This is a genomic window from Sphingobacterium sp. 40-24, assembly GCF_001899705.1.
GTDB lineage: Bacteria > Bacteroidota > Bacteroidia > Sphingobacteriales > Sphingobacteriaceae > Sphingobacterium > Sphingobacterium multivorum.
On record NZ_MKWH01000016.1, the window covers coordinates 1 to 18,739 of the forward strand.

Genomic DNA, 18,739 nt, shown 5'->3' on the forward strand with positions numbered 1-18,739 from the left:
TAAGACAAGGTGATTATAAGTTGCTTTACGACATGAAAAATGGAAAGCTTGAACTTTACAACCTGCAGCAAGATATCGGTGAGCTCAACAACCTTGCCCCAAAAATGACGGGTAAAACCAGCGAACTCAGCAAATTACTTTCGGATCAGCTCCGGACCTGGAAGGCTCAGTTGCCGACCTACAAAGCTACGGGACAGCAGATCCCCTATCCCGATCAAATTAAGCTGATGGATTAAGGAGGGCTGCTTGGGTGATTTATCATAACGAAGCCCCGACAATACATATCGGGGCTTTGTTTGTTTATCCTTTTTTCTCTTTTTTTGCGGATTCAATCAGTTCACGCATTTCTAATTTAATGTAATCAACATTAGGGGTCGATCCTGTTAGCATATAGCGAATATTACCGTCCTTATCCAAAATAAATTTGGAAGGAATACCGTTTATACCCAATTTACCCGCCAACACTTTTCCTGTTTCCGGATCTTTCTGATCATCAAAAATCACCTCAAAAGGATATTGATTTTTGTCGATGAACTTCGCGACATTCTCTTTGTAATTTTTGTCGCGTTCCCAGGTATTCACAAAAATAAATTGTACATCTTTATCATTCGCATAGAGCTCCTGTGCTGCTTTCATTCCTGGAAAAGAACGTACACAGGGCTGACACCAGGTTGCCCAAAAGTCGAGTACGACAACTTTTCCTTTGAGGCTAGCCAAACTGACTTTATCACCTTTCAAGTTTAACAATTCAAAATCAGGTGCCTTCTTGAAAACCTCATTTCCTTTGATGTGTTCACGAATATTTTTAACAAGCTCTTCCTTAAGAGTGGCATTATATTGCTCATAACCTGCTAAAGTACCATTAAGATCGCCATACAATTTCTTCAACTCGGGCTCAGTCTCAAATTGACCTTTGGCGTAGAGCCTAGATAAGATATTGTAGGCTTCAAGCTTGCGGTTGACGCCTAATAGCGTCTTTGCATGCACTTTCGCCAACCCATCGGCTTGTTCAGGTGCTGCTACCAAAGCCTTATCAATATAGTCAAGTGCCTCCCGATATTTTCCTTGTCCAACTAAAATATTGACATAAGCCGACATCGCGCTGGCATAGCCCATGGAGGCAAATCTGGCTTTATTATCTTTTTGTTCTTCCGGCAAACTGATATAGTAATAAGCATCATCCATTGCGGTCTTAAAAATTGGCGCTGCAGCGGCCGTATCTCCAGCAGCTAATAATGCTTGTCCCGTTGGCAAATAGCCATTTCCTCGCCAGAACCGCTCTTTCATCTCACCTAAATAATAGGTTGCTTTTTCAGCATTACCATCTTTTGCGAAAGAAGTTGCCAAAGATCCCAATACATAATCATAGGTTAGTTCATCACCTGGAAAATTAGCTACTGGCCATTTTTTTATCAACTCCAAATAAGCTTTTTCTTTAGCCGTGGTTTCCTCTGCTTTGTAGAACACGTTTGTCACAAATGCTTCCCGTGTAATCTTTCCTTTCGGATATTTTTTAGTCGCAATTTTCTCCAAAGCAAGCTGTTTGTCTTCCTTTTCCAGTGTTCGTAGGACATTGATTGCCGTACGGTATTCATCTTCTGAATTATATTTTTTTGATTCAGCAAATAGAGCATTTGCCAAGGAGTCTTTCCGTTCGGCATTTCCACCATTGGCAATCTGATAATAACGTTCCATTTTAGCACGGTCCACTTGTTGGGCGAGCACTGTTCCCGAGGCCAACAAAAGGCCTATCATCAATTTAAATTTCATGTTATGTCTGTTTTATAATTAGTATTTGTATGCTAAGTCAATAATCCTCCCAAAACCTGTGAAGGTTTTATCCAGTGACTGGATGGCGCCTGTCGCGCTCACTTTAAAATAATAGACTTTTCCCTCTGTCCCATTCCAAGTCGCCACAATCAACCGCGGCAAGCCCTGACCATAGCCATGCCGTTCAAATTTTATTTTACTGACAGTTTCATTCGTCGGTAGCTGATATTCCACAGTATAACTATTAGAGGTCACCTCATACCGATAAAGTTTTGCATCGGCTACATAAAAGATATGTGGAGATAAAGTAGAACAGCTTAGGTCGGCTGCTTTAGTCAATCCTGGAGCGTCCAAGTGTTGTTTGGCCACATTTATAGTTGGCTCAGCAGCGGTTGGCGTGGTTCGAAATTGCAGCAAATAGGCTTCAGAACCATCTGTAGTGCGCATAATCGCATTGCGGACAGTACTTACATTGGAGGAATCCAGTTTAATTAGATCCATACCCACATTATTCATGTCGAAGAGTGCTGTATTCTGTGAAGCTGCATCAAAAGCATTGAGATTGCTGGAAGTAACTGCATAAAAACACCTATTCAGCCGATCAAATACAAAAACATTGTAGGTATCCGAATAATTAGCGCCCGATATATGTTGAGCCGCTAGATTATACGTGTATTCATGCGTTGAAGACTTCATTTCAGCTCCAAATTTTTTTGCTCCGGGAAAACCACCGACCATATTGGGATACAGTTTACCGTCGTTAATCAAAAGTCCAAGATTGTTACCCCCAGCACCGCCCCAAGCGATATACTCGGGTTTGATCGTTGCTGGAGCCTGAAAAAATAGATACGCATAGTCAAAACGTTTCTTCATGGTATTGCCATCCAATTCAATGGCATCACTGGCCCCAACGATGTAAAATTTCTTACCATCCTGTGCCACTCCGTCTGAGATGGATTGGGGCGATATGCTAAAGCTTTTGGGATTAGCAATAGGGTAATTTGCATTCCTTCCACTATAGATATCATGGTATAATGTACCGTTCCGCAAAATCATGGAAAGATCAGCTTTTCCATTGCGGTCTTCCAAAAAGATCCAGCCTTGCGTAAATAAATCCTGAACCGCAAGCTGATAGAAACGAAATACAGCGATTCCGGTTTTGTTATTCGTCACTTTATAAGTCAATTTGTAATTTTCACCCAGTACAAAAATATCTGGAGAAACCGTATAATTCAGCGCTTTTGTTTTAGCAATCAAAGTACTGTCCTGTACATAACTTGCACTTGCCGAATTAAGGTAGACAAACCATTCATAGGAAAGGTCATTCGCATCCCCATCGTATGTAACCTGTGGTGAAAGCGTCAAAGCCTTCCCCTGTTGGATAAAGATTGTCGTGTCACTCTTTTCTTCAGGAAAACTAACCTTATCCAGCACAGTATAACTGTAGTTACCCTCATCTTTTGCACAGGAGAAATTTAACAGTGCTATCAGAGTCAGGTATAATAGCTGATATAATTTTATTTTTTTCATAATATTTCAGTTAGGGAATAATCACCCTGTTACCATTTTCATCGAACATCGGGCCGTTGGCCTTTTCATATTCGTAAATACCTAATCGTGCCTGAGCCAGCATCCGATTGCTATCCTGTGGAAACAATCCTCCCTGGTTCCAATTAGTATAATCGAGCAACTGTGTTAAAAACAGGATCTTCGTATTGGAATAGTCTCCAAACAGATTTTTCCAATAGGAATCCCAAATGCTTGGTTTTTCCAGTTTATCGGTTAAGGTGAAACGCCAGGTCAATCGGTCGAGCACTGCAGATACGGCCTTATCGTTATATCCAGGTTTAAAGTCAGCATTTGCTATAATTTTTAATTCAGCCGTAACGACGCTATCCTTGAGCCCTGCACGTCTAAAAAATATGACGTCTACAAGACCATCAGATGCATTGGCCGGAATTACAGCATGCTCAAGCTTAAAGTGATAACCTTCTTTTGCTGTAGAACCTGCCGTCAGTGCAATGGCTACGGGACGGTCAATATTGCGGGGCAAGCCAATAATCCGAAGTGGAATTTGAACGGTATCCGTAAGGATATCTTTCGATTGAAAGGCAAAGCTATAGTTTACGCTATCTACCAGTGTCCCTGCATAACGCTTATCAATGTAAACTTTGGGATCACTGTCATCGAACATCAATTTATTGTCCTCCTTACATCCGAGTAAAGTGAACAGCAGAGCAGCACATGCTCCAATAAAGGTGAATAATCTTTTCATCATGCTGTCTAGTTCAGGCCAAATTCAATTTCATTGTCCGGTAAAGGGAAAACATATTTGCTATTATCCATGGTACCCCCAACGGTATTTTGTAGTGTGCTGTAGTTTTTGCGCTTATAGTAGTACCATAATTGCCCTTCAGCATAAAAGTCTTTGCGATATTCTTTAAATAATTCACCTTCTAGCAATGTAGGCGTACTGATGGTACTCGCAGATAAAGTTGGTATCAAACGTGCTGTACGCACTTTATTGAGATAGCTCAGGGCTTGCTCCAACGTTTCACTCGCCTCTGCAGCAATATAATACATCTCCGAAAGCTTGATCACAGGAACCAGCTTTTGATTAACATTTGTCACATTGTTGCCGACATAATACTTCGTATTATAAACTGTTGTGGCGTTAAATTGATTCCAACGGCTGTTTGAAGCTTGTGGCCCACGGATATCAATGGCATGTCCGGCAACAGCGATCTCATACCAGCTATTGAGGTTGGTCAACGTGGTAAATAAATCCTCATTTTCAGGAGCGCCCGCTTCTGTTTTGAAATAACGGTCCGATAGCTCTTTTAGGTTTGATTTGTAAATCGAAAAGATATGCTCCGTGCTAAAAATCGCATTGGAAGTGGTACTTGCTGCATTCACGGTGTTGGTATTGCCGTTCACAAATTCAAACTTTTGGCTATCGATTACTTCTTTGGCATATTTAAGCGCATTGACCTTATCGCCCCGATACAGATAGATCCTCGCCAGTAGGGCTTTAACGGCCCAAACATTCAGTCGGTTTTGACGAAACATGGTAAAGACCTCCAAAGAGGTATTCGCAGCATTATCTTTAATCTGGTCTATTGTCGGATATACAGCCAATAATGCTTCTGCCTCTTTCAGATCTTTCTCCAATAAGGCAAGTACTTCGGCTCGCGGGAGAACCTTGCCCGGGTTGACCGTAAATGCGGTCATATACGGGATGCTTGGACTATCCTCCGTAGGATTTCCTACTGGTGACGCAGCAAAAAGACGCAGCAGATCAAAATGAAGTAGCGCCCGGGTCGCCAAAGCCTCACCTTTAACTAGCTGATAATTTACTCCGGTAAAAAGTCCTTTATCGGCATCAATATCTTTGAGGATATAATTGGCCTGAGCGATGGTACTGTATTGTGTCGTCCATAAGCTACTCAATGTAGATTTAACTGTAGCATCAGTATAATTATATCTTGCCATTTGCCCGTAGGTATCGGTATTGGCATTGGATTTACTCTGATAGAGCTGTGCTAGCACATCTAGGCATCCATAGCTAAGCTCTTTACCATAACTGTTTGCCTGCGCCATTTTCTGATAGATTCCGATCAGAGCATCCTTATATCCCTGTTCGGACGAAAACTGCTTTTCTTCGGTTGTTTGTGTACTGGGCTGTACATCCAGCCATTTGTTGCAGGATTGAGTTAAAATACCCAGTCCTATAATAAGCAATACACTATAAGCCTTGTTGTTGTAAATGATTTTCATCGGTGTTGCTTTTTAAAAACTGGTGGATAATTGAAGTGTAAATGAGCGTGCAAAAGGATAGTCAAGGCCACGTTCCCGGCGTATCGAAGACATGCGAAAAACATCATTGGAATACAGCGATATTTTAGTATTGCTCATCCGCCAGCGTTTGGTCAACTGATCTTTGAAACGATAGAAGACCGAAACACTTTCCAGGGAAAGTAAATTGTCATTTTGCACAAATCGGGAAGTTGCGTAGGTAGGCGTACTGATCGCATAGCCATCGGCATCGATCAGTCCCTTATAGAATACATGATCTCCTTGTTTCATCCATCGCTCCTGGGCAACTCTTCTATCCACATTGTAAAGACGTGCATTGACATTTTCTACCCGATCCGCGAGTGTTTGGTTATAAGCCTGTCCGCCCAGCCTAAATCGGAAAAATGCATTAAAACCAATTCCATTGTATTCGAAATTGGTTCCGAAAGTACCCTCTACATCACTGCGCGAGTCTCCAACGATTACCTGATCCAGTGGATTGTATGTATTGGTCAATTTGCCATCCCTTGTTCTAAAAATCTCATAACCCGATGCGGGATCTATCCCTAGCGACGGTACCGCCCAGATCGCCGTTTGCGATTGTCCTTCTGCATAACGGGTAATCGGAAGAGAAGATAGCTTCTCATTGGCCGATTTATTTAGTGCAGCAATGGTATTGGACACTTTGGTAATCTTGGTCTTGACCGAAAAGAGGTTAACAAAAACAGACCAGTTATTCCGGTTGGCACTGTTTGCCAAAATATTGTAACGGGTGTAAAGTTCCCAGCCTTTCGCCTCGAGATCGCCCATATTTTCTTTATATTGGTCAAATCCAGTCGATGGCGCCGTCGATATGCTCGCGATGGAACCTTCCGTTTTTTCGATATAATAGTTGGCTGTGAGATCAAAACGCTTGAAAAGTGTTAAATCCAATCCTAGATTATTCTTCTGTGTCTTTTGCCAAGCCAAAGCGTTATTTCCAAATCCGAGTAAATAAGTCCCGATCATCCCACGGTAGTCTGTGGAATTGAAATACTGGGAGGTTGTTTTACCATAGAAAGAATCAAAATTTTGTGATCCCGTATAACCGAAGGAATAACGCAATTTAAGTCGGTCTATTCCTTTGGTTTGTGCTAGAAAATGTTCTTTATGCAAGTTCCATCCAGCCCCTGCTGACCAGAATGGTGCAAATCTATTGTCACTACCAAATTGGGAAGATCCATCCAAACGGAACGAAAAATCCAATAAATAGCGGCTATTGTGCGAAAAAGAAAGGTTAGAGAATAAACCTGCCAAGCGTTTGATATTCTCCGTTCCTTCTGGTTTTGTACCGGTTGCAAACTGAAGTCCCTGACTCATGTTGTCCATGCTCGCATTTGGAAAACCAACCACTTTGAACGTTTCAGTATGATTGTTTTCCTGACTAATATTCGCACCCAACGTTGCGAAAATCAAATTCTTGTCAAAGGTTTTATTGAAATTGGCAGAGAATATACCTTCATAACGTTGATTTTTACCATAACCTTTTGTGTAAGACCCCTTTTCAAAGGTTGCTACATTGGTAAAGGATGAATGTTGTGCAGGCAAGAAGCGATCTGATTCGTCGGCTTGATAGAGGTAAGCAAAAGTTCCCTTTAATTTTAACCAGCTATACGCCTGCCATTCCAAGGCAAAATTATTGATTATACTATGGTAATTTGTCTGATCAACTAGGTTCAATGTCGCGTCATATAGCGGATTTACCGGCCTGCCCACATAACCAGTGAGGTTGTCATAGCTATCAAAGTTCGTCAGCCGTTTTCCCGTTTCCTCATTAAGGATATCTTCGAGATATACCTTATAAGATCCATCAGCGTTGTATGGGGTCCAGTAGGGATTTAGCTGTGCATATTGTCGAAATGAACCATAAGGTGAATTGGTACCTTTATTAGACACTAAAGTCAGATCATTCTTAAAGATCAGGTTCTTGTATCTGTAGGCCAAAAATGTGTTTCCAGTCATCGTTTGGCGACTAGATCCCTTCATTACACCGGCATTTTTATAATAGTTGAGGTTGATTCCATACTGAATTTCCTCCCTTCCTCCTTCGAGATAAAGATTATGCTTTTACCCAACACCAGTGCGTACCGGTTGTGCCAGCCAATCGGTATTGACACCAGAACGTACCGCAGCCAATCTGTTGTTATAGATCGTTTTTAATTGTTGATCGGTACCATTCCAACTGTAGTCATATACGCCGATCTGTCTTTCAAGCTCGAGTTTTTCGGCCGCATTGAGTACATCATACCCCTTTAGATCGGGCATTTCCAAGGTCATGTTACCTGTATAGGTGACCTGGAGCTTGCCTGATTTTGGACGAATGGTTTCGATCACAACAACACCATTTGCCGCACGTGACCCATAAATAGATGTTGCTGTAGCGTCCTTAAGTAGATCGATGTTTTTGATACGCGTCAGATCGAGATCATTAATCCGGGATAACGATACTTCAAAACCGTCCAGAATAAACAGGGGAGTATTTGGGTTATTTGAATAATTAAAAGGATTGCTTCCGCTGCTATTTGGATCGATAAGACTATTTCCTCCGCGCAACGTGACCTCGGGTAATGCATTGGGGTTAGAACCCAAGTTGAGATTCTCTGGCATTTGAAAAGATGGATCAAGTGATTTGATTGCCGATAGCACATTGTCGCTGCTCACATTCTGCAACTGCTCTTTGGTAAATGATCGCGCAGCACCCGTATACATTTCCTTTGGCCGCTCAAAAAGCCCGGTGACAACTACATCTTCAATCCTATTTTCAAGCGTTTTTAACACGATCTTAAATTCGGATCTACCGGAGAGTGCAAGCTCTTGTGTTTCATAGCCGATCATTGAAAAGACTAGGGTAGACACCGGTCCAGTAACAGGCAATCCCCAATGTCCATTTTGATCCGTTGCAGTACTATTGCCAGATAGCCCCCCCAGTTCCTTCCCATTTTTGGTGAGGACAGTCACACCGGCAATAGGCTTACCTTGGTCATCTAAGACTATCCCGCCGATACGACGAGGCTGTTCACGCTCATTTTTGACCTTACGCTGTTTGTCGTGATCCTCGAAAAGAACGACCCCCAAAGAAGTTTCCTTAAAACTCAGATTGGTTTGCCGAAGCATAAGCTGCAAAGTCTGGGCGACAGACCGCGATTGCCTATCCAATGTAGGGGCCATATATTGCTCCACCAGATCACTGGGGTAGAAAATAGTAATCCCCGATTTATTTTCAAGTTCCTGAAGAGCCTTTTTTAATGACATAGACGAAGATTCCATGTGAATCTTCACTGTGTTCATCCGTTGACCCAACGTTTCGGGCAGTGCCATCAATTGTAGCGAACTGGATAGCAACAAGCCCCCGATCAAATTTACTTTCATGGTAGATAGAAAGATTTTTCGATGTTTAGGGTTAAAGTGGGCAAAATAATCCCCACTTGCAAAAAACAAGAATTTTTGCATTATTTGTATTGGGTTTAATTGTTTGTCAATAATCGAATAAGCTCAGCTCCCTGTTTTGCTTCCTACGGCCAGGGAGTTTTTACTATATCACTTGCTGTTAAGTTTGTTTTTTCGTTTTCATTAGGCGTTGATTTTTAAGTTAATGTATGTTAGTTTTTTTCACTCCATTTTTTATTGACAGCCCTCTCCCTGTATTTCATATTGACCATCAGCTGTCTTACGATAGGTCGCATTGCGCGTAGCACAGATATTCAACAAGACCTCTTCGATCGTTTCGCTTCCGGTAAATTTCCCGCTGACGGGACAATTTTCTAGAGCTGGATTGATAAAATGTAGTTCCACTCCATAACGTTTTTCCAAATTTTTAGCGATATCACCAAAAGCCAGAGCGTCAAAAGACATATCCTGTCTTTTCCAGCTTAATGCCGATGCGGTATTTACTTTCTCAACCTTACCCTTCAACTGTGATTCTTTGAGATCGATTTTCTGATCCGCCACAAGCTCGGCAAATACTTGCTTTTCATTTTCTATCCTTACTTTTCCTCGTTCGACAAGGACTTCGATCTGCTTACTGTCAGCCGGGTATTTTATTGTAAATGCCGTACCCAGGACAGTTGTTTTAATCTCCCCTGTATGAATAATAAAAGGTTGATTATTCCGATGTTTAATATCAAAATATGCTTCACCTTCCAAGCTAACCTCACGTGTTGCATCATCGAAGGTATTGGGATAGGAAAGTTTACTCCCTGCCCGCAAAACAACACGTGAACTATCTGGCAATAGGATAAATCGATTCGCCGATCCTTCCGATTTGGAAAAGGCCACCTGCTGTTCATTCGAAGTAGATTTGTTCCACATCAAAATGGAAAAAGAAAACAATAATAGCGTCGCCGCTACAGCCGCATAGGGCCAGTAAACACGCTTACGCACAGGTATATTATCCATTTGCGCCCAAATATTGGCTTTCATTCGTTCACCGACCTGCTGCTCTGTTTCTCCTGGCGCTAGTTCCCAAATGTTTTCCTCTTCCTGCTGCTGACGATACCACAGTAGTAAACGCTCTTTTTCTTCTACAGAAATTGTTCCCTGAAGGTATTTGTCGATTAGTTGCTGTAAATTACTATTGTTCATGAAATCGTCCGTTATATGATAGTACCACATGACTATGGGTACCCCTATATTCAAATTGCTTTTTTTTCTAAAAAAAAATCAATTAGGACCAAAGCGGTTAATTAAGAGCGAATTAGGCAGTGTGAAATTATTATTGGTAATGATTTAGTAATGGTGCTTACTGCATTCATTTATATTCAAATTCCTTGTAACTCAATTACAAAAGTACAAAAAATAAAGCAATGAATCACTGGAAAAGCAATTACTTGGTACAGCATGCTTCAGTGATAATTATCAGATAATTCAACGGGTTATGATTGGTCAAATAATTTATTAGCTGTCATAATCTATATCCAAATTATGTCTGTATAAAAGACCTACAAGGTTAAGTGCCGAAAACTTCGCTTTTTTCATCTTGTTAACGTCTGGGTCTATAGCAAAATTTACTGCTGTCCTGAAATCTGTTTTTTCTAGAATAGAATTAGAGAATATAGCAGAGGAAAGGTCACATCCTAAAAATTCAGAGGCCGTCAGATCAGCCTCACCAAATTCAACGTCTTTTAATGTACAGTTCTTGAAAGTAGTTTTTCGAAGCTTTGTTCCAAAAAAATTACTGTAGTCTAAATGACATTCCGTAAACGAAAACGAAAACGCAAACTTGCTACATCTTGCAAAGTCTACCCCCAGCATTTTGCACCCAATAAATACAGCATTCCTGAATCCGGTTCCGTCAACGTCCACCATTGAAAAGTTACATTGTTTAAAAGTGCAATCTTCAAAATTATTGTCCTTTAGATCACTCTTGTTAAAATCACAACTGACAAATTCACACTTTATGAATTCTCTGTTTCTCAGTTTCTTTTCAGAGTAATTTATACCGGAAAATATTTTGTCTTGATGAATTACGGTTTCTTCCATTTTATATATTTTATATCCAAACAAGTTTAATTTTAAATATCAACAGTTTTAAGTAAGCACTTGAGAATCATTTTATTTGTTTTGTGATTCAATATATTATCCATTAATTGGTGTTAATACCTAATAAAGAATCGGTTACTTTAATTGCTGTAAAAAATTTAAAACCTTGGGTTTATCTTTTTCAGTAAGGTGTATACTACCCATATTTTCTGAGTACCAGATAGCATCTGCCACCAGAAAAACAATAGTACTATGTATGCTCAACTCCTCTCCATCGGTTGGCAAAATGTGAAGATTGTACCAATCTTCCCATTGTAGGCGATACTTGGAGTTAATCATGATTGCTTGGAGAATGATTCGCATTGTTTTAGCGTATTTTTCATCATTTTTCTTTTCTAAGATAAATTTCAGATAAGCAAAAGCACCATCCTTATCGACATTTTGATCTCTGTATTTTTTTACTTTATCCGTAAGGTTAATCAGGCTTTGATTTACTAGCTCATCCAGTAATTCTTCCTTATTCCTAAAATGATGGATAATCCCTCCTTTACTCAAACCTGTCCAATCAGCAATAGATTGAAAAGTTACGTGGTGCCAGTCTGATTCTGATCCAATGTGAATAGCCGCGTCGATAATCAACTGCTTACTTAATTCCGGTTCCTTTTTTCGGGTATATGAGCTATTTTCCAAATTATATCTTTATAGTTTATAACAAGCAACATTTGCAAAGATACCGAACGTTTGGTTTGTTTTGACATCGAATCATTAATTATTTTAAATACTTTTTCATTAACAGTTATGTCCTTTAATAAGACATGTCCTCATGGTGTTTTTCTGATTAAAACATAAAAATATTGCTACTAGAAATGGATAAAAATTTCCCAAGTTGGTTAGTACTTGGGAAATTTTCTCGTTTATAATAACAAATTTTGTAAAATATGGAAGAGACTATCTAATTTCTAAATATGTCACTTATGAGAATATCCCTGCCAAATATTATTGCTGAAATAAACAGTAAAGAGAGTAGATTATCCTCAGAGTTATCTCTGATTGTAGAAGAAGCCTACCAAATGACGATTTTTTTGCAAGATTTACTTCTCTCTGTGAAAGATTATGTAATCTCAAACGGATTTAAAAACAACGAAGAAGAAATTGATTTCTTCCGAAACATCAAACCATATATTTTAGGAAAATTAATCTACTACAATAAGCTGTTTAGAATAGAAACCGTTTGTCCAGTCAATGAAGGTGAGATCTATCATAAGTACTTTTCTAAGCATCTTGAAAAATTGAAGATAGATTACAGTGAGCACATCTGTAATTCTGATTTTTATAGATACTATCGTTCAGGCAGGGTTGACAGAGATGATTTATACTTCAGGTTAGGTAATGTTAATTGTTATGATGGATTAAATAGTATTGCTTTTGAAATCGATTTACAATTCTCAACTTACTATGACTACAAAATTGCCAAAATCATTTCAAATGATTTGCTATATTCTTATTTAATAAATAAGATAGCCCCTGATGATAATACAGGTATAAAACTGGATCATATAGATTCTATAAAAGAATTAACATGGACAAACTCAAAAAATGCACTTATTGAACTAATTTATGCAATACATGCGTCAGGAACAATTTGTCATGGCAAAATTGGGATTAGAAAGCTCGGCTTGATCTGTCAGATACTTTTTAAAATTCCTCTTAACGATGTACATCATGCATTTCATAGAATGAAAACTAGGAGTGGTTCGCGAACTACATTTTTAGATCAGCTTAAAATATCTCTTGAAGAATATATGGATAAAGATCTATAGTTACTTCGATACACCAATCTTAAAAGCAGTACCCTAAACGTACTGCTTTTTTCTTTACCCATATTTGCCAATTGGCAAATGTTCACAAACCGTTATTGCTGATGCTTTCATGTATTCTTAATGCCTAACAACTAGGTGTTTATATGATTCAAGAAAATTTAAAAAAAACTCCAAACCAATTGGCAGAGCTTGGCAGACAATACCAGCCAGACAATCCAACTTTGTATCGTAATTAATAAATACGTGTACAATGAAAATTATAACAATCGAAGAAGAAGCGTGGAAACAGCTCAATGAGCGGTTAAAGGCAATTAATGATTTTATCCTGAAATCAGAAGATACCAGCTATGATAGCCTCTGGCTGAACAACCATGAAGTATGTCAGTATCTCCATATTAGTGAAAAAACACTTTGGCGAATACGTACAAAAGGAGAAATAGCTTATTCCAAAATGTATGGACAGTATTTCTATACCATTGGAGCTATAAAAGATATGCTTAATGCCAATGCCGTACAGACCAGCGATGAATATGTACAGGAGCTTATGGCTAAAGGCAAGAGTTACATTGAGAAAGGTAGAAAACTAAAGAATTCTTAAAGGACTACATTATGAATATAGATAGAATAGAATTTATATCGTGGATGGAACGCATTATGGATCGTTTCGATATGCTAAAAGATAGCTTAACAGATATTGAAAAAAAGAAAAACACCATAGATGGTGAAGTATTATTAGATAATCAGGATTTACTTCAGATGCTTAAAATCAGTAGTCGTTCTTTACAACGTTATCGTTCTTCTGGCAAGTTACCATACTATACAATCAGCGGTAAATTATATTACAAATTAACTGACGTACATCAGTTTGTAAGAGAAAGCTTCAATACTCCATTGCACCGTACTAAAGACAGCAAGTGACAAATAATGCCCCTAAAGGACGCTTTGGTCATACCTTTTTGTGTATAGGTTATTTTCGAAAAGATAACAGTTTTAAAACAATAAAATTATGAGTGAAGAAACAATAGATAGTCCGCAATTACCGGATCAATTATCGGAAACACTTTTGGTATTGGACAAAGAAAAAAACAGGATTCAGGTTGTCAAAGGAATTGATAAAGACGGCAATCTCAAAACTGTAGAGCCAAATGAGAAAAACCAAAATCAGTTTATGCGTGTGGATAAACACGGAGATATGTTTTCTAACTTCTTTTCCAATTTTTTCCGTCAACTGAAGAATCCTACCCATTTTAAATTTTTTAAAGTACCAGCTGATGAAGCAATTGATACGGCAAAAAAAATGCAGCAACAGATTGATACACCTACTAAAGAAGGGGAATCAGTAATGGCAAAGCATGAGGTAAAAGAACCAGAGTTAAAACAAGAAAATCATAAAAATATGGAAACAACACAAAAAACTCCGGAAACAGGCGAATACCGTTTCAAGCCGGAACAGATTGATTGGGAAATGATGAACAATCTTGGATTGAGCAAAGAATATCTGGAAAAGAGAAACTTGCTTGATCCTCTTTTAAAAGGATATAAAACCAATGAATTGGTAACAGTTACGCTAAACCTCGGAACTGCTGTTTCCCGTCCTGAAGGCAGGTTGTCTTTACAGCCCGGCGAAGATGGCAAAGCTGTTATGCTTATCCATAGCGTAAGAAAAGAACCTCAATTAAACTTCCCTTTCTTTGGGCATGAATTCAGCAAAGAGGATAAAGAGAATCTGATTAAAACAGGCAATATGGGGCGAACTGTTGATCTTAAAAACCCTAAAACAGGTGAAACAATACCTTCCATTATAAGTGTAGATAGACTAACCAATGAGCTTATTGCTCTGCGGACAGATAAGATTAAAGTACCTGATGAACTAAAAGGCGTACAATTGAATGAGCAGCAGAAACAAACTCTTATGGAGGGTAAGCCACTATTGATTGAGGGAATGATCTCAAAAAAAGGTACTTCATTCGATGCTACAGTTCAATTCAATGCCGACAAACGTTATGTAGAGTTTTTATTTGATAGAACCACCAACAATAAGCAGACACAAAATCAGCAGCAAACACAATTACAAGGTACTTCTCAGGAAGCTCCGCGAAATTTCCGAGGAAAAGAACTGGATGACAAACAGTACGAGAAATTCAAAGAAGGTCAAACTGTATATGTAGATGGATTACTGGATAAAAAAGGCCAGAAATATCAGGGTTATATAACTTTTGACAAGGAAACAGGCAAAACAGGCTTTTCGTTTAACAACCCTGATAGGTTGAAAGAAAAAATCCAACCTGTTGAAGCACATAAAACTCAGACAGCTGTTAATTCTCAGGGAAAAACTAATGAGGCTACAAAAAATTTAAAAGAGCCTTTAAAGACAGGGCAGAAAAACCCTGACAGTAAGACGCAACAAGAGCAACAGGAAAAGCCAAAAGCTCCCGCTAAATCCAAAGGCAAAAAAATGTAAATCTCCAAAATAGCAAAATATGAAAGTAGTAATAGCAGAAAAGCCAAGTGTTGCAAGAGAGATTGCCACAATATTGGGTGCAACAGAAAAGAAAGAAGGATTCTTGACAGGTAATGGGTTTTACGTTACCTGGGCATTTGGGCATTTGGTTGCTTTGGGAATGCCTGAAGATTATGGTATCTCAGGTTTTCAAAGAGAATCCTTACCAATGCTTCCTAATCCCTTTTTATTGACAGTAAGGAAAATCAAAAAAGGCAAATCGTACGTACCTGATAACGGAGCTTTAAAACAGTTAAAAATTATTGAGCAGGTTATCAGTAAAAGCGAAAGTATCATTGTAGCTACTGATGCCGGACGTGAAGGGGAATTGATATTTCGTTATATATACGATTACTTTAAATGCAATAAACCTTTTGAGCGTCTTTGGATAAGTTCTTTGACCGAAAAAGCCATTAAACACGGTTTAGAAAACCTAAAACCTGGTAGTGACTTTGATGGACTTTACCATGCCGGACAAGGCAGAAGTCGTGCCGACTGGTTAGTGGGCATCAATGCTTCACAAGCATTGAGTATTGCCGCTGGGCATGGTGTATATTCGCTTGGACGAGTGCAAACACCCACATTAGCCCTCATCTGTAAAAGGTATCTGGAAAATAGAAACTTCTCAATAAAAACTTATTGGCAGATAAATCTGGAACATCATAAGGAATCAATAGATTTCAAAAGTCTTTCAAAAACTAAATGGGACGATAAAAAGCTAGCTGAAGACATACTGAAATCGTTACAGCGTATTGGAATAGCTAGAGTGATTGAAGCAGAGAGTAAAAAGATAGCAGAGCAACCGCCTCTATTGTTCGATCTGACAGGATTACAAAAAGAAGCTAATAAAAAACTTGGACTCTCTGCGGATGAAACGCTTAACATTGCTCAAAGCCTTTACGAAAAGAAACTGATTACCTATCCGCGTACAGGTAGTAAATATATTCCTGAAGATCTATGGGCTGAAATCCCTGGTCTAGTAAGACTACTAGAAAACAGAGAATCGTGTAAGGAAGCCAGCAAAAAAGTGAAATGGGGACGTTTCAATAAACGTATGGTGAACGATGTCAAAGTAACGGATCATCATGGTTTACTCATTACTGAAAAAATACCCGCTGAATTACCTGCCAAAGAAAATGCAATTTATGATATGATAGCTTTCAGATTATTGGAAGCCATCTCACATCCATGCTCCAAAGAAATAACAGATATTACCTTACAAGTAATACATTATGATTTTATTTTGAAAGGTTGTAAAATTCTTGAACCGGGTTGGCGTGCTATTCGTGGAAATTTTAGTGAGGATGACAGTGAGCCTATACAAGATATCCCCGAACTGAAAGTTGGTGAAGAAGTTAATATCAAAAGTATGCAGGTAATAGAAAAGAAAACTAAACCTCCTGTATTGTACACCGAAGCCGGATTGTTATCAGCAATGGAAAGTGCTGGGAGGGAAATTGAGAGTGAAGAGGAACGTAAAATTTTACAGGGGATTGGTATTGGCACCCCAGCTACAAGAGCAGCTATAATAGAAACTCTTTTTAAGCGTGACTATATTCGTCGCGAAAAGAAATCACTCATCCCAACAGAAAAAGGTTTGCAGGTTTATGATTTAGTTAAAGACAAAAAGATTGCTGATGTTGCTATGACCGCAGAATGGGAGTTAACATTACAGCAAATTGAAAATGATCAAGAAGATGCCACCATATTTCTTAAAGAAATGGAGTTATATGCAGATTTTATTACAAAGGAACTATTAGAATCTACTATTGTAAAACAGAAACAACCTGAACTGGAATGTCCAAAATGTAAACAACAGCAACTCCTCATTTGGAATAAGGTGATAAAATGTCCCGATGAAGTTTGTAATTGGATACAGTTTCGTAATGTTTGCGGAGTATTATTGAGTACCAATGATATTGAAAGTCTTTTAAAAACACGAAGAACAAAACTCATAAAAGGAATGCAAAGTAAATCAGGCAAAAAATTCGATGCATACATTGTGTTGGATACAACCGGAAAAAGCTCTTTCGAATTTCCACCCAATAAACAAAAAAAGAAATGAGTAATATAATCCTGTCCAAAAAAGAAATAGAAAAACTGATTTTCACCATTCGAGATAAACACGTAATGCTGGATAGCGATCTGGCTTCCTTATATCAGGTAGAAACTAAGAACCTAAATAAAGCCGTGAAAAGGAACATCGAAAGATTTCCACAATCGTTTTGTTTTCAGTTAACCGAAGAGGAAGCTGAAAACTTGAGGTTCCAGATTGGAACCTCAAGTTTAAACTATGGTGGAAGACGTTATTTACCCTATGCTTTTACCGAGCAAGGTGTGGCAATGGCTTCCGCCATTCTTCGTTCGTCTACAGCGATTAAGGTCAGTGTTGAGATTATGGAAGCCTTTGTAGAAATGCGTAGAATACTCATCAGTAATGCTTCTTTGTTTCATCGTTTGGATAAAATGGAACTGAAACAGTTGGAAACCGATCAAAAATTTGAAGAGATATTCAAAGCTCTGGAAAGTGACAAGCTACACATTGAAAAAGGGATTTTCTATAGTGGACAGGTTTTCGATGCCTACGCCTTTGTATCAGATATTATTCGAAGTGCTAAAGAGTCCATTATCTTGCTTGACAATTATGTGGATGATACTGTACTTACGCTACTAGGTAAACGAGAACAATCTGTAACCGCAACAATCTATACCAAAAGCATCAGCAATCAGCTTCGGTTGGATTTACAAAGGTACAACAGTCAATATCCCCGTATTGAAGTTGAAGTTTTTGCCGATAGCCACGACCGCTTATTAATTATTGACAGTACGGAACTTTACCACATTGGGGCTTCGCTTAAAGACCTGGGCAAAAAATGGTTCGCATTTTCACGAATGAATATAGAAGTGAGCAAAATTCTTCAGGTACTTAACAAATAACAAACCCTCCGAATATGGAGGGTTTTGTCATTATTATGGGGAGTGTAACTCAAACTGTGTCATTGGATTTAAATCTTAAAAACCTCTTTCTAATTTGAGTCTATCCCCAAATCTAATATAAAGTTGGGATATGGTCAAGCCCCAGTTATGCATTGGCATCGTCCATTTTTTTGCAATATCTTTAATAATTAAATACATCAATTTCATGAGCGCCTGTTCAGAGCTGAAAGCTCCTTTAGATTTAATAATTTTTCGTATCTGACGGTGCATTCCCTCGATTGGATTTGTGGTGTATATAATCTTGCGAACCTGATCCTCGTATTCAAAGAAAGTAGAAAGATTGGTCCAGTTATCCATCCAGGATTTGGCAGCAAGTGGGTATTTCTTGCCCCATTTTTCT

Annotated in this window: 16 protein-coding genes and 1 pseudogene; 7 read left to right on the top strand and 10 right to left on the bottom strand. The window is 38.8% G+C overall.

Going from position 1 to position 18,739, the window contains the following annotated elements:
- A pseudogene (locus BGP15_RS05760) lies at nt 1-236 on the top strand (sulfatase); the annotation flags it as partial.
- 64 nt (nt 237-300) lie between these two features.
- Here BGP15_RS05760 and BGP15_RS05765 read toward each other — a convergent pair.
- The 9 genes from BGP15_RS05765 to BGP15_RS05805 all read right to left on the bottom strand — a co-directional run bounded on the left by BGP15_RS05765 (nt 301) and on the right by BGP15_RS05805 (nt 11,772).
- Nucleotides 301-1,770 (bottom strand): TlpA family protein disulfide reductase, encoded by a 1,470-nt coding sequence (locus BGP15_RS05765; RefSeq protein WP_286768939.1) that lies wholly within the window; start codon nt 1,768-1,770, stop codon nt 301-303.
- A gap of 18 nt (nt 1,771-1,788) precedes the next feature.
- Nucleotides 1,789-3,300, bottom strand: a complete 1,512-nt coding sequence (locus tag BGP15_RS05770) for a PKD-like family lipoprotein (protein ID WP_286768940.1) — start codon at nt 3,298-3,300, stop codon at nt 1,789-1,791.
- A 10-nt stretch (nt 3,301-3,310) separates the two neighbouring features.
- Entirely contained in the window at nt 3,311-4,048 is a 738-nt protein-coding gene (locus tag BGP15_RS05775) for a DUF4843 domain-containing protein (RefSeq protein ID WP_286768941.1), read from the bottom strand.
- A 5-nt stretch (nt 4,049-4,053) separates the two neighbouring features.
- Nucleotides 4,054-5,547, bottom strand: coding sequence for a RagB/SusD family nutrient uptake outer membrane protein (locus BGP15_RS05780; RefSeq protein ID WP_286768942.1), 1,494 nt, complete (start codon nt 5,545-5,547; stop codon nt 4,054-4,056).
- Between the two features lie 12 nt (nt 5,548-5,559).
- On the bottom strand, nt 5,560-7,590 hold the full coding sequence (locus tag BGP15_RS05785; RefSeq protein ID WP_286768943.1) for a SusC/RagA family TonB-linked outer membrane protein: 2,031 nt from the start codon (nt 7,588-7,590) through the stop codon (nt 5,560-5,562).
- Between the two features lie 81 nt (nt 7,591-7,671).
- Complete coding sequence (locus BGP15_RS05790) at nt 7,672-8,973, bottom strand: SusC/RagA family TonB-linked outer membrane protein (RefSeq protein ID WP_286768944.1); 1,302 nt, start codon at nt 8,971-8,973, stop codon at nt 7,672-7,674.
- A gap of 252 nt (nt 8,974-9,225) precedes the next feature.
- Nucleotides 9,226-10,185 (bottom strand): FecR family protein, encoded by a 960-nt coding sequence (locus BGP15_RS05795; RefSeq protein WP_286768945.1) that lies wholly within the window; start codon nt 10,183-10,185, stop codon nt 9,226-9,228.
- Nucleotides 10,186-10,497: 312 nt separating this feature from the next.
- Entirely contained in the window at nt 10,498-11,082 is a 585-nt protein-coding gene (locus BGP15_RS05800) for a pentapeptide repeat-containing protein (RefSeq protein ID WP_058699790.1), read from the bottom strand.
- Between the two features lie 135 nt (nt 11,083-11,217).
- A complete protein-coding gene (locus BGP15_RS05805; RefSeq protein ID WP_058699789.1) occupies nt 11,218-11,772 on the bottom strand; it encodes a TetR/AcrR family transcriptional regulator in 555 nt (184 codons plus the stop codon).
- A 284-nt stretch (nt 11,773-12,056) separates the two neighbouring features.
- On the opposite strand from BGP15_RS05805, the gene BGP15_RS05810 reads away from it, so the two are divergent.
- The 6 genes from BGP15_RS05810 to BGP15_RS05835 all read left to right on the top strand — a co-directional run bounded on the left by BGP15_RS05810 (nt 12,057) and on the right by BGP15_RS05835 (nt 18,339).
- Nucleotides 12,057-12,902, top strand: a complete 846-nt coding sequence (locus tag BGP15_RS05810; RefSeq protein WP_058700049.1) for an RteC domain-containing protein — start codon at nt 12,057-12,059, stop codon at nt 12,900-12,902.
- Between the two features lie 250 nt (nt 12,903-13,152).
- The gene (locus tag BGP15_RS05815) at nt 13,153-13,500 is read left to right on the top strand and encodes a helix-turn-helix domain-containing protein (RefSeq protein ID WP_058699788.1); all 348 of its coding nucleotides are present in this window, start codon (nt 13,153-13,155) and stop codon (nt 13,498-13,500) included.
- Nucleotides 13,501-13,511: 11 nt separating this feature from the next.
- Nucleotides 13,512-13,820 carry a helix-turn-helix domain-containing protein gene (locus BGP15_RS05820; RefSeq protein ID WP_058699787.1) on the top strand — a complete coding sequence of 103 codons (309 nt, stop codon included), beginning with the start codon at nt 13,512-13,514 and terminating at the stop codon, nt 13,818-13,820.
- An 88-nt stretch (nt 13,821-13,908) separates the two neighbouring features.
- Nucleotides 13,909-15,363 carry a DUF3945 domain-containing protein gene (locus BGP15_RS05825; RefSeq protein WP_058699786.1) on the top strand — a complete coding sequence of 485 codons (1,455 nt, stop codon included), beginning with the start codon at nt 13,909-13,911 and terminating at the stop codon, nt 15,361-15,363.
- 19 nt (nt 15,364-15,382) lie between these two features.
- Nucleotides 15,383-17,467, top strand: a complete 2,085-nt coding sequence (locus tag BGP15_RS05830; RefSeq protein WP_058699785.1) for a type IA DNA topoisomerase — start codon at nt 15,383-15,385, stop codon at nt 17,465-17,467.
- Entirely contained in the window at nt 17,464-18,339 is an 876-nt protein-coding gene (locus BGP15_RS05835; RefSeq protein ID WP_058699784.1) for an ORF6N domain-containing protein, read from the top strand. The genes BGP15_RS05830 and BGP15_RS05835 overlap by 4 nt, the downstream gene beginning before the upstream one ends.
- A gap of 75 nt (nt 18,340-18,414) precedes the next feature.
- On the opposite strand, the gene BGP15_RS05840 is transcribed toward BGP15_RS05835, so the two are convergent.
- On the bottom strand, nt 18,415-18,739 hold a 325-nt coding region (locus BGP15_RS05840), incomplete at its 5' end, for a transposase (protein ID WP_286768946.1).